Annotated in this window: 13 protein-coding genes, 1 pseudogene and 1 riboswitch; of the genes and pseudogenes, 7 read left to right on the top strand and 7 right to left on the bottom strand. The window is 48.2% G+C overall.

Annotated elements, in window-relative coordinates:
• Positions 1-3: 3 nt before the first annotated feature.
• The 7 genes and pseudogenes from HPY31_RS06510 to HPY31_RS06480 form a co-directional block, all read right to left on the bottom strand.
• Positions 4-207 (bottom strand): annotated as a pseudogene (locus tag HPY31_RS06510) (DJ-1/PfpI family protein); the annotation flags it as partial.
• Positions 208-292: 85 nt separating this feature from the next.
• Positions 293-1,156 (bottom strand): ABC transporter ATP-binding protein, encoded by an 864-nt coding sequence (locus HPY31_RS06505; protein ID WP_172139473.1) that lies wholly within the window; start codon positions 1,154-1,156, stop codon positions 293-295.
• 176 nt (positions 1,157-1,332) lie between these two features.
• Positions 1,333-1,626: a YxcD family protein gene (locus HPY31_RS06500; protein WP_172139471.1), complete on the bottom strand. Its 294-nt coding sequence runs from the start codon at positions 1,624-1,626 to the stop codon at positions 1,333-1,335.
• A complete protein-coding gene (locus HPY31_RS06495) occupies positions 1,614-2,048 on the bottom strand; it encodes a hypothetical protein (protein WP_172139469.1) in 435 nt (144 codons plus the stop codon). Before HPY31_RS06495 ends, HPY31_RS06500 begins: the two co-directional genes overlap by 13 nt.
• A 149-nt stretch (positions 2,049-2,197) precedes the next feature.
• Positions 2,198-2,860 (bottom strand): methionine ABC transporter permease, encoded by a 663-nt coding sequence (locus tag HPY31_RS06490; RefSeq protein WP_015893856.1) that lies wholly within the window; start codon positions 2,858-2,860, stop codon positions 2,198-2,200.
• Positions 2,860-3,897, bottom strand: coding sequence for a methionine ABC transporter ATP-binding protein (locus HPY31_RS06485; protein WP_172139467.1), 1,038 nt, complete (start codon positions 3,895-3,897; stop codon positions 2,860-2,862). Before HPY31_RS06485 ends, HPY31_RS06490 begins: the two co-directional genes overlap by 1 nt.
• A gap of 42 nt (positions 3,898-3,939) precedes the next feature.
• On the bottom strand, positions 3,940-4,770 hold the full coding sequence (locus HPY31_RS06480; RefSeq protein ID WP_172139465.1) for a MetQ/NlpA family ABC transporter substrate-binding protein: 831 nt from the start codon (positions 4,768-4,770) through the stop codon (positions 3,940-3,942).
• Positions 4,771-4,872: 102 nt separating this feature from the next.
• Positions 4,873-4,975: riboswitch (SAM riboswitch) on the bottom strand.
• Positions 4,976-5,195: 220 nt separating this feature from the next.
• On the opposite strand from HPY31_RS06480, the gene HPY31_RS06475 reads away from it, so the two are divergent.
• The 7 genes from HPY31_RS06475 to HPY31_RS06445 all read left to right on the top strand — a co-directional run bounded on the left by HPY31_RS06475 (position 5,196) and on the right by HPY31_RS06445 (position 12,297).
• Positions 5,196-5,552, top strand: coding sequence for a hypothetical protein (locus tag HPY31_RS06475; RefSeq protein ID WP_015893853.1), 357 nt, complete (start codon positions 5,196-5,198; stop codon positions 5,550-5,552).
• 196 nt (positions 5,553-5,748) lie between these two features.
• A complete protein-coding gene (locus HPY31_RS06470; RefSeq protein ID WP_016739576.1) occupies positions 5,749-6,822 on the top strand; it encodes an ABC transporter substrate-binding protein in 1,074 nt (357 codons plus the stop codon).
• 98 nt (positions 6,823-6,920) lie between these two features.
• On the top strand, positions 6,921-7,850 hold the full coding sequence (locus HPY31_RS06465; RefSeq protein WP_172139463.1) for a nucleoside hydrolase: 930 nt from the start codon (positions 6,921-6,923) through the stop codon (positions 7,848-7,850).
• A gap of 26 nt (positions 7,851-7,876) precedes the next feature.
• Entirely contained in the window at positions 7,877-8,698 is an 822-nt protein-coding gene (locus tag HPY31_RS06460; RefSeq protein WP_015893850.1) for an ABC transporter permease, read from the top strand.
• A 5-nt stretch (positions 8,699-8,703) separates the two neighbouring features.
• Complete coding sequence (locus tag HPY31_RS06455; RefSeq protein WP_172139461.1) at positions 8,704-9,492, top strand: ABC transporter permease; 789 nt, start codon at positions 8,704-8,706, stop codon at positions 9,490-9,492.
• 15 nt (positions 9,493-9,507) lie between these two features.
• Complete coding sequence (locus tag HPY31_RS06450; protein ID WP_172139459.1) at positions 9,508-10,569, top strand: ABC transporter ATP-binding protein; 1,062 nt, start codon at positions 9,508-9,510, stop codon at positions 10,567-10,569.
• A gap of 18 nt (positions 10,570-10,587) precedes the next feature.
• Entirely contained in the window at positions 10,588-12,297 is a 1,710-nt protein-coding gene (locus HPY31_RS06445) for an adenine deaminase (RefSeq protein ID WP_172139457.1), read from the top strand.
• The last annotated feature ends 68 nt before the right edge of the window (positions 12,298-12,365 follow it).

The raw sequence follows: 12,365 nt of genomic DNA, 5'->3' as shown, positions 1-12,365 counted from the left end.
CATTTATACAAGGGGCTCCCGATTGGCAAACTCCTGTAACATCCCTCTGATTTGTTCAACCAATAAAGCAGGTGCCTTCTTTGGTGACCCCGAGTCAAACGGTGGCTGGGGATCGTATTCTCCTTTGCCCATATACTCTCCCAATTCCCATGCAACTAGTTGGAGTGCCATGTCGATACCAGAGGAAACGCCGGCTGCTGTAACGAGGAAAGATAAATAGTCGGTATAGCAAAAAGCCGGTTACACCGTAAAACGTGGTGAAAACCGGCTTTTTGCTAGCGGCATCTAATGGTTATCTGGCTCCAACCAGCTTGCGCTCTTCCGTGTAAACGGGTTGGGTTGTGTTTTCGTTCGCTTGTTTTTGATCCACAGCATGACACAGCTCATATGGGAGGCAGAGCGGTACACCCGTGCGAGGATCAATCAGGATGTCTGCTTCGATGTTGAATACCTTGCGCAGCATCTCAGGCGTCATGACTTCAGCAGGGCTTCCTTCAGCAACAACGGTACCGCGAGAGATGGCAACCATGTGTTGTGCATAACGGGTTGCATGGTTCAAATCGTGGACGACCATGACGATCGTACGATTTTCTTCGTCATTCAGCTTTTGCAGGAGCTTGAGAACCTCCAGCTGGTGAGCCATATCCAGGAAGGTCGTAGGCTCATCAAGGAACAGGATGTCTGTTCCTTGCGCCAGTGCCATCGCAATCCAGGCGCGCTGGCGCTGACCGCCGGATAGCTGGTCAACCGGACGATCATGGAAATCCGCCATGCCGGTCATGGAGATAGCCCAGTTTATGATCTCCTTGTCTTCCTTGGTCAAAGAGCCGAAGCCTTTTTGATGAGGGAAGCGGCCATAGGTAACGAGCTCAGACACGGTCAAGCCATCGGGTGCGGTTGGGTTTTGCGGCAAAATCGCGAGTTGCTTGGCGACTTCCTTGGTCGATTGCTGATGGATCGACTTTCCGTCCAAAAATACTTGTCCGCCGGTTGGTTTCATAATCCGCGCGAGAGTTTTGAGGATCGTCGATTTACCGGAACCATTTGCACCGACCAAGGCAGTGATTTTTCCAGAAGGAATGCTGATGTTCAAGTCTTTGACAATGGAAAGCTCACCGTATCCGATGTCCAGCTTTTGCGTGTATAAGCGCTCCACAATGGGCCAACTCCTTTTTAGGAAAGTATGTACATGTATGAGTAAACAAAGACAATGATAATCATTTTCACTAAGGTAAAGTATATAACGGAATGAGGTCAAATTCAATATGAAAAAGCCAACCTGCTCACATGTGTGAACAAATTGGCCTTGGGTTAACAAATGATTATCCGTTGTTAGTAGGTGATATGAGCGATGATCCCTTCTTCGTCGTCCAATACCAGCTCGATACCGGCGGAATAAGGGTTGCGCTGCATCTGGATCTCCAGGTAGTAGCGAATCGCTTCAATCATGTTAATCTCGACGAAGATTTGTTGGCGATCCATCCAGTGTACTTCAGCAGAGAAGCCATACTCCTCGTCCCACATCAGCTCGACGGAGATGTCTTGTGGCTTCAACTGCTTTTTGAAAGCTGCATGAATGCAAATCGCGTTAATGATATCTTGTTCAGAAAAAGTTATCTTTTCCATGCGTTCAGTTCCTGTTCTTTCTCACGCTTGTTTTTGAAGTAGACGAACGCTTTGCGGATCAGGATAATCACTGCGAGGATCGCCATCAGGTTGATCATGAAGCCAAGGATGGAGCCCAGCATACCCATGTCACCGAATAGGGATCCGAACAGCAAACCAGCCAGACCACCAATCATGAGACCTTTCATAAATCCGCCGCTTTTGCTTGCGGTAGCAGCAGGAGTTGTTGTCGTACCTTTATTGGTTGATGCGTTTACATTTGAATCGGCTTTGTTGGGTGTTTGTGTATTGGTAGGTGTCGTATTAGAGTTAAAAGATTTTTTCCCGGACTTATAGCCTTTCGCATCGGCATGATCAATGAATCCTCCGGCCGGCGCGAGTACGAGCATTACGGCAACCACCATCATGATGAGTTTTTTCATGTTATTTGAGTAGCCCCTCTCATTAAAATGACTTGTATATATAAGTCTACACGAATATCGAACGGAATTCCAATGAGCTTTCAGTCACGGTCAGTCTAAATACCTACAAAAAAGCCCCTGACAAGCGATTTCGTCAGGGGTTCTTCGATTTACGCGCTCTTTTTCAGTTTTCGGGCCGCCCAGTTACCCAACGATTGAATGAGCTGGACCAAGACAACGAGGATAATGACGGTAATGATCATGACTTCGATGTCCCATTGCTGGTAGCCGTAGCGCAAGGCGAGATCGCCCAGTCCGCCGGCACCAACTGCGCCCGCCATAGCAGTAGCACCGATCAAACCGATGGTCGCGATAGTCAGGCAGAGGACAATGCCAGGCCGTGCTTCACGCAGCATGATCCGAAAAATAATCTGTGTCCGGGATGCGCCCATCGCTTGATACGCTTCGATCACGCCGCGATCTACGTCATGCAGGGCCGTTTCCATCAGGCGTGAGATGTAAGGCGCCGTATAGACGATGAGCGGCACAATGGCTCCTTCAATCCCAATCGAGGTGCCCACGATCAACTCGGTAAAAGGAATGATTGCAACCATCAGGATAATAAAAGGCAACGAACGAACAATGTTGATGATCGTATTCAAGGTGTGATAAATGATTTTGTTCGGAAAAAGGTGGTTCGCCTGTGTGATGACCAACAAAATCCCGAGCGGAATCCCGATCAGTGTCGCAATGAACAAGGAAAACCCAACCATGATGACGGTTTCTTGCAGGGATTGCCCGAATACCGGAATCATTTCAATCAAACGCTCCATTAGCTCCGCACCTCCTCTGGTGACACAATATCTACGCGGTAGACGGATTCGCGCAAGAAGCGAATGCCATCTTGAATGGGCTGGTCTTCACCAGAAATGTGCAAAAGCAAAATGCCGAGCGCCGTTCCCTTAATGGTCGTAATTGAGCCGTATAACAGATTGGTGCTAATCGGAAAGCGTGCGGACAAGGTGCCAAGAACAGGATCGAGAGCAGCATCTCCGAGAAAAGCAACGCGAACAATTTTGGAAACGGGTCCGGACTCTTTTATCTTGGACAAAATTTCCTGTGGTACCTGATCGTCAAAAACCGTTTTGATAAAATTACGGGTCGTTTGCTCTTGCGGATTGCTGAACACATCCAGAACAGAGCCTTGCTCGATGACGACGCCGTTTTCCATGATGGCTACTTGGTCGCAGATTTTCTTAATGACCTGCATTTCATGGGTAATCAGCACGATGGTCAGGTTAAACTTTCGATTGATGTCGAGCAACAGCTCCAGAATGGATTCGGTTGTTTGCGGATCGAGAGCGGAAGTCGCTTCGTCACAGAGCAGAATTTCCGGATCGGTTGCAAGTGCACGAGCGATGCCCACCCGTTGCTTTTGTCCACCGGATAGCTGAGAAGGATAAGCGTTTGCTTTATCAGACAAGCCAACCAAGCCGAGAAGGTCTTCTACCTTGCGCTTAATGACATCTTTGGGGACGCGATTCATCCGCAAGATTTCCGCCACATTGTCAAAGACATTATAGGAAGAGAGCAGGTTGAAGTGTTGAAAAATAATCCCGATCTTTTTGCGAGCTTGCCGCAGCTCTTTTTCCTTGAGGGTCAGCATGTTCTGGCCATTGACGATCACAGAACCGCTGGTCGGCTTCTCCAACAGGTTGATGGTACGGAGCAGGGTACTTTTCCCCGCTCCGCTAAAGCCGATCACCCCGTAGATTTGCCCTTTTTCCACCTGCAGGGATACGCCCTTCAATGCTTTTACCTGCTTGTTTCCTACTTGATACGACTTATGAATATCGGTTAGCTGTATCATAACGAGTTCTCCTTGTTGTTCTTGATGTTCCTGGCGTCGAGCTTACCAGGACGGCAGTACAGCTCCTTCAAAGCGTTCGTCGATGAATTTTTTCACTTCTTCCGAACGGTAGATGTCCACCAGCTTTTTGACGGCGGGGTTGTCTTTGTTGGTTTCGTTGACTGCCAAGATATTTACGTATGGAGAGTCAGCCGTCTCAGCGAAGATCGCGTCTTTTTTCGGGGAGTAGCCAGCTTCCATTGCGAAGTTCGTATTAATCGAAGCAACCTCTACGTTGCTCAGCGAGCGTGCCAGGAAAGCAGCCTCCAGCTCTTTGAATTGCAAATTTTTCGGGTTTTCCACGATGTCCAGTGGTGTTGCGTTGTCACCCACGCCATCCTTGAGCTTAATCAAGCCCGCTGCCTGATAGAGCAGCAAGGCACGTGCTCGGTTGGTCGGGTCGTTTTGAATGCCGACAACGCCGCCAGCCGGGATGTCCTCGACTTTTTTATGCTTGGTGGAGTACAGACCCATCGGGTACGTCACGGTTTTTCCGACCTCGACGATCTTTGTTTTGTGATCTTGATTAAACTTCGCCAAGAACGGGATGGTTTGGAAGCTGTTTACATCGAGATTTCCTTTATCGAGAGCTTGGTTCGGCTGTACGTAATCGTTGAAAACGACGACTTCGACATCGAGTCCTTTGCCTTTGGCGACTTCTTTTACTTTGTTGAGAATTTCTTCGTGTGGGCCGCCAGTGACACCCACTTTGAGTGAGGTTTGCTCAGCAGCAGTGCCACCGTTAGCAGGCGCAGCTTCTTGTTTACCCCCGCAAGCCGTTACGAGCGATGCAGCGAGCAGTAGTGTAGTGAGTAGTAGACCAGTCTTTTTCATGAAAATACCCCTTTTCTCTGGATGTAAGATGGAAAAGAAAAAAGCCTCTTCCGACAGAAGAGGCGAAAACTGCAAGTATGTAACCACACTGCAACAATACCTCTCTTATCTGTCGGAATAAATTCCGCTGGATTTGGCACCGTATCGTTTGCGATAGGTTGCCGAGGTGTCATAGGGCCAGTCCCTCAACCTCTCTTCATAAGAGAATGTGCTATGAAATTATCATTCCAAACATTGTTGTTAATTCTTATTTGGATAGTTGGATTATAACGACTGATTTTTTCGGTGTCAACAGTTTTTGCAAACGAATGACTTGGTGGAAAAATGTGAAATTGATCTAAATACGAATATTCTATTGAAGAATGAAAAAATCATATGTATAATGAGAGCGAATGAACCCGATGCCAGCTATCGCAGGTGATGACATGACTCTCGTGGACTCCAATGAAACTAGAAAAAAGCTGTCTGCCATCTATAATGAGATAGCAAAAGAGTTGTTCGGATTTGGAACGACTTTGCTCCGAGTCACGATTGAAAATCAAATGATTACGTTCCAAGCTAAGCATCGCCGCTCTCCGCGCTCACAAGCGTTGGAAGGAGAAGCACCGGCCCTTAAGCTCGAAGTCGATTTTCGCATGTCCCTTCTTTATAAGAAGAGACTGAGAGAACGACTGGAAGAAGAGATGGGGTTGCCGTTGGAAGCCGTGCTCAGGGACTATGATGCGCCTACGCAGTGGGCGATCACGAATGTTATTTTAGCTGAATCAGAACTGAATACCTGACGCAATCGTTCGGATTTTCTCTTTTGATCTATCTTAAGGGGAGACCGTAGACTTTGCGTAAAACGGGTGTCACTTCTCTTTGTTTACGAAGAAAAGTGCTCTTGTTTAGAATGATACGTTCTAATCAAGGGTACTTTTCTTTTTATTGTATCACCATATTTTGTCATCAAATGAACCCAACTGGAGGAGAATTACGATGAAGAAATTACTTGCTGGAATCCTGTCTTTTTCTATGATGTCACTGGCTCTCGCTGGCTGTGGCAGCAATGGTCAACCACAAGCGGGGGGAGCTGGCGGCGAAGCCAAGGGCGAGCCACAAAAGCTGGTCATCTCTACATGGGGCTTCTCCGAAGACTTTTTCCGCAAAGAAGTATACGAGCCGTTTGAAAAAGAACATAACGTGAAAATCGTGCTGGAAATCGGGAACAACGCAGAGCGTCTGAACAAAGTTCGCCAAGGAAGCTCCGATGTAGACTTGATCTACCTCTCTGACTACTATGCACAGCAAGGGATTGAGAGTGGCGCATTTGAAAAAATCGACCGCAGCCGCATCCCGAACCTGGATCAAATCTACGACATCGCCAAAGCACCACTGGGCGAGGAGTACGGTCCAGCTTACACGATTGGCCAATTCGGGATTGCCTACAATCCAAAGCTCGTAAAAACTGAGATCAAGGATTGGAAAGATCTGTGGAACCCAGAGCTGACAGGCAAGCTGACACTGCCAAGCATTACGTCCACAACTGGTCCGATGGTTCTCGACAGTGCTTCTGCGGTCGCGGGCAGCAAGGAATTTAACGAGGATCAAGCCTTCGCGAAAATGAAAGAAGTCAACAAAAGTGTCGTGAAGTTCTACGATAAGACCTCTGAATACGTGAACATGTTTGGACAAGAAGAAATCGGCGTAGGACCGATCATGGAAATGTACTTCAAAGACATCAAAGCCGCTGTTCCAGAAGCTGTTTTCGTACAACCTGCAAGCGGCGGATATGCGGTTATGAATACGGTTAACATCGTAAAAGGCTCGAAAAACAAAGCACTCGCAGAAGACTTCATCAACTATCAGCTGAGCAAGGAAGTTCAGGAGAAAACAGCAAAAGCGAAAATCGATTCCCCTGTAAACAAGACCGTTCAACTGACAGAAGAAGAAGCAAAAGGTGTAACGTACGGGGAAGAAACCGTAAGCAAGCTGAAAAAGCTGGACATGAAATTCGTAAACGAGCACTCCAAAGCATGGATTGACCGTTGGAATCGTGAAATCACGCAATAACGTACGATAGAAAAACAAGGGGCGAGGGTATAGACAATTCGGATATACCCTCGTTTTCCAACGTATAGGAATTTATATGAACGTGAGGAGGACCACTTGTGAAAAAGATCATTCTTGACGTCGATACGGGCATTGACGATGCGCTTGGCATTATTCTCGCTGTGAAAAGCGGGCAATTCGATCTAGTTGGTATTACTACGGTGAATGGCAACGTATCGCTGCGAAAAGCCACGGAAAACACGTGCAAAATTCTTGATTTCTTGCAAGTCGGTGAGCAAATCCCTGTCATCTGTGGAGCGTCTGAACCGTTGTTGCGGCCTCTGTTTTTCGAGCATGCCGTACATGGTGAGGATGGTTTGGGCGGTGCCCTTGCTGGAGTTCCGATTTACAAGGAACCGACTACTGGCTTTGCCCCTGATTTCATCGTAGAAAACGTACTTGCTCATTCTGGAGAAATTACGCTCGTCATGACGGGGCCGCTGACCAATTTGGCTTTGGCGGTGAAAAAATGTCCGGAGCTTGTTCAACACGTCAAGGAAGTCATTTTCATGGGTGGAGTGGTCCGCGAGCATGGCAATGTGACGCCAGTTGCGGAGTACAACATGTACGTCGATCCAGAGGCAGTGAAGGTCGTATTTCATGCCGGATTCCCGCAATTGACGATGGTTGGCCTGGATGTAACGCGAAGAGTGCTGCTGAATGAGGAGCATATTCGCGGACTAGGAGATACCCCGATGGGCGAGTACGTGAGACAGAGTACGTCTGATTACCTTCATCGCTATTTTCAGCGAAATGGCATCTATGCGTGCGCTATGCATGATCCGTTGGCTGTCGCGGTCGCACTCGATCCGAAGCTGGTGAAGACGCAGAAGTTATATGTAGATATCGAAACGAGAAGTGAGCTGTGCGATGGGCAAACGGTTTGCGACTTTCAAAACCGCCTGAAAAAAGAACCGAACATAAACGTCTGTCTGGACGTAGATGCAGATGCGTTCTTTGCGCGTTTTCTCGGCGCATTGAAAGCCTGACGATACCGTGAACAGGAGTTAATCAGATGAGAAAAACGGGTCTTTATTTATTGCTGTTGCCGGGTGTGCTGTTTTTGACGCTGTTCATGGTCATTCCAATCGTGATGACGATTGCGTCCACCTTTTATCAAGAGGGTAGCTTTACGATCCAAGGCTATCTCCAATTTCTTACCGACGCGTACTTCCTGAAAATTATGCTGACAACGTTGCAGGTCAGTCTGGTCACGACGATTGCGTGTGTTCTGATCGGTTTTCCTGCCGCGTACTACATTTCCAAGCTCGGCCCACGCAAAAAAGGCATCCTGCTGGCATTGGCGATTTTTCCTTTGCTGACCAGCTCTGTCGTGCGGTCGTTCTCTTGGATGATTATTCTCGGAAAAAAGGGCTTATTGAACAGCTCGCTGCTTGCAATCGGGCTCATCGATAAGCCGTTGGAAATATTGTATACGCCGACTGCGATGATGATTGGTTTGATTCATCTGTTCCTGCCGCTGATCATTATTACGCTGGTAGGGGTGATGGAAAACATCGACCCAGACTTGCTGAAGGCGGCGGAAAGCTTGGGTGCTTCCAAGTTGACTGCCTTCTGGAAGGTCATTGTGCCACTTAGTGTACCGGGACTCATCATCGGTAGCATTCTCGTGTTTGTCGGAAGCTTGACCGCCTACACCACGCCTGCCCTGCTAGGTGGAAAACAGCGGGTCATCTCCACGTTCCTCTATCAAAATGCGATTACACTCAATGACTGGCATTTGGCATCCGTCATTGCCACGATCATGATTGTCATTACATTTGTCGTCATCTACTTCATGAACAAGCTGGCGACGAAATTAAATCCGAAGGGGTAGAAGCTATGCAGGAGAAAAATCGCGGGTTGGCCCTGTTTACCTCTCTCGTCTTTCTGTTTTTGCTAGGGCCGCTCATTATCATTTCTTTTACGTCGTTTGAGCCGGGGAGCGTCTTGAAGTTTCCGCCGGAGGGTTTTTCCTGGCGGTGGTACGAAAACATTTTCCATGTAGAAATGTTCATGACGACGTTCAAGACGTCGATGTTCGTTTCCCTGCTGGGCAACCTCTTGGCGCTCTTGTTGGGGATTCCGGCAGCCTATGCGCTCAGTCGCTTTGATTTTCGCGGCAAAGGCATCTTGAATGGCGTTTTCATCTCACCTGTCCTGATTCCGGGTATCGTGATGGGCTTTGCCATGCTGAAATACGTCATTGTCGTATATAATTTGCCGATTTATGCGGGACTTCTCGTCGGTCATACGGTGCTGATGCTTCCGTTTATCATTCGCGTCATTGCTTCTTCCTTGTCCAACTTTGACTTCGCCATTGAAGAAGCGGCGTTAAGCCTTGGGGCAGGTCGCCTCGAAACCTTTTTCAAAGTCGTCTTGCCGAATATTCGCTCCGGGATTATAGCTGCAATTCTGATCGCTTTTCTGGAGTCGTTCAACAACGTAGATATCTCTGTTTTCATGACGGGACCAGGGGTAAGCACGCTGCCGATCCAGATGCTGACGTACGTAGAAAACAACTTCGATCCGACGATCGCCGCGATTTCTGTGCTGCTCATGATTTTTACGGCTATTCTCATGTTCATCATTGAACGTCTGATGGGGCTTTCCTACTTTACAAAACGATAACGGAGGCATCAACTCATGGCATTGCTCACGCTGGAAAACGTATCGGTTGCCTATGACAATCAATATATTTTGCAAAACTTCAATCTCAATATCGAAAAAGGACAGCTTATCTCTTTGCTCGGTCCAAGCGGTTGCGGAAAGACGACGACGCTGCGTTTGATTGCGGGTTTTCTGGAAGCAAAAGATGGACGATTCATGTTTGAAGGAAAAGATTATACGCGCGTTCCGGTCAACAAGCGCAACTTCGGGTTTGTGTTTCAGAGCTATGCACTGTTTCCGCACCTTTCTGTTTTCGATAACGTGGCGTTCGGTCTGCGCCTGCGCAAGGTCAATGAAACAGAGGTAAAGACCCGGGTACAGCAAATTCTCGAAGTCGTGAGCCTCGGCGGCTACGAAAAGCGTTTCCCGAAAGAGCTGTCCGGCGGTCAAAGACAGCGCGTGGCAATTGCGCGTGCATTGGTGATTCAGCCTGACCTGTTGCTGTTCGATGAGCCGCTCAGTAACCTCGATGCCAACCTGCGGATCAACATGCGCGTAGAAATCCGTCGCATTCAGCAGGAGCTGGGAATTACGACTGTGTATGTATCGCATGACCAGGAGGAGTGCTTCTCCATTTCTGATCAGGTGGCGATCATGAACAAGGGTGTGATCGAGCAGCTCGACGATCCAGCCACGATTTTTAAATATCCGAAGACCGAGTTTATCGCTCGCTTTATTGGTTTTACCAACTTCATTGACTTCGCAGAGCGTACCGAGCAGGACGGAGAAATTGGCTTGCGTGTCGGTGACCATCATTTTACCGCGTCGAAAAATCCGGGTACGGCAAATCCGTCCGGCAAAAAATGCGCAATGCGACCAGATGACCTTTTCGTGACGACAGAAGAGAGCACCGAGCCGGGAATGAACCGTTTGCGTGGGACGGTAAAGGTGAGCACGTTTTTGGGACGCAGCTATCAATATGTCGTGGAAACAGAGCTGGGCGACTTCACGGTCAATCAAGAGATGGAGACGCCGTACAAGACTGGCCTAAACGTCAATCTGCTGTTTCCAAAAGACAAAGTGGTACTCGTGGACTAAAGACAGGAGGTTATTTTCGTGAAGGTCGATTTGTTGATTCAAGACGTCCAAGTGTTTAACAGCTATTTTAAAAAGTTCATCAAAGGAAACGTCGCTGTTTTGGATGAACGATTCTTCTATATTGGTGAGCGCAGTACAGAAACATTTGAAGCTGCCGAGATCGTGGACGGACAAGGCCGCTACATGATTCCTGGTCTGGTCGATATTCACTTGCATATTGAGAGCACGATGGTGACGCCGGAGACGTTTTCCTTTGGTTTGATTCAAAACGGAGTGACGACGATCGTACCAGAGCCGCATGAGATGGCCAATGTGTTCGGAATCGAAGGGATCAAAGAAATGATTCGTGCGAGCCGTGATTGTGTCGTTGATATGCTGTACGCGATCCCGAGCTCTGTACCAGCTACCTCGATGGAAACGACAGGTGGGTCTGTCGAGATTGCAGACATGGACGAGCTCTTGCGTTCCGAAGAGATCATTTGCCTCGGCGAAATCATGAATTACGTAGATATCATCAAGGATCCTGACTGCAAGACGAATCGCACCCTGGAGCATATCCGCAAGACGTATCCAAAGCTCGTCATCGAGGGGCATGTCCCTAAATTGCTTGATTTGGACCTGCATCGTGTTATTTATGCGGGAGTGGACTCTGATCATACGCATCAGACACGTGAGGGCATGGAAGCGAGAATTGCAGCGGGCATGTTCCTGGAAATTCAGGAAAAATCGATGACGGATGAAGTCATGGATTATTTGATCAAGGAAGATGTTTCTGAGCATTTCTGCTTTGTGACGGATGATGTGATGACAGATTCTCTGGTCAATCGCGGACATTTGAACCATATCGTGAAAAAAGCCATTCAAATGGGCATGCAGCCAGAACGCGCAATCTACGCAAGTACATTTACTCCAGCCAGACGTATGAACATGACGGATCGAGGGGCGATTGCTCCTGGCAAAATAGCGGACTTCCTGCTGCTGTCCGACCTGCATGAACTCAAGATCGAACGCGTCTACAAAAAGGGGAAGAAAGCTTACGACGCCAAGGAAGAGTACCGACAAGCAGTCAAAGATAAGCAGTTTCCTGCGCATTTTTATGAGAGCATCAAGCTATCGCCACTTACAGAGCAAGACTTCCGTGTCACAGTAGATGTGCCGGACAATCGCTATCCATGTCGGGTCATGCTCGTTCAAAACGGTTCTACATTTACTGAGGATCACCGTGGAATCGCTGAGGTACGGGAAGGACAACTCTTGTGGGAGGAGAGCCCGTACGGCTTGATTGCCGTCTTTGAACGCTATGGCATAAACGGCAATCGAGGCTACGGCTTGATCAGCGGCGATACGATTAAGCGAGGTGCGGTAGCCACCAGCTACTCGCATGACAACCACAATCTCTTGGTTGTCGGACACAATCCGCACGATATGATGGTCGCAGCCAATGAAGTCATCCGCAACCAGGGCGGCTTTTACGTGGTAGAGGATGGCAAGGTGATCGCGAGCCTTCATTTGCCAGTCGGAGGCATTTTGACAGAGGAACCATTGGAAAAGACCGCAAAGGAAGTCGAGCAACTTCGCCGTGCCATGGAGTCGCTCGGTTACAATCATTACAACCCGATCATGTCGATCAGCACGCATTCCTTACCGGTCAGTCCAGCCTTGAAGCTGACGGATCTGGGGTTGATTGATGTAAATGACGGGAAAATAGTTCCGTTGCTCCTGATGTAAGAAAAGTTGCTTGCTGAAAATTATTTTCGGCAGGCAATTTTTTTTGATCAAAAAGTCCCGAAAGAAGC

It is taken from the genome of Brevibacillus sp. HB1.3 (assembly GCF_013186635.1).
GTDB classification, from domain to species: domain Bacteria; phylum Bacillota; class Bacilli; order Brevibacillales; family Brevibacillaceae; genus Brevibacillus; species Brevibacillus brevis_D.
The sequence above is the reverse complement of the archived record's forward strand: the minus strand, read 5'-3'. Positions and strand labels throughout refer to the sequence as shown.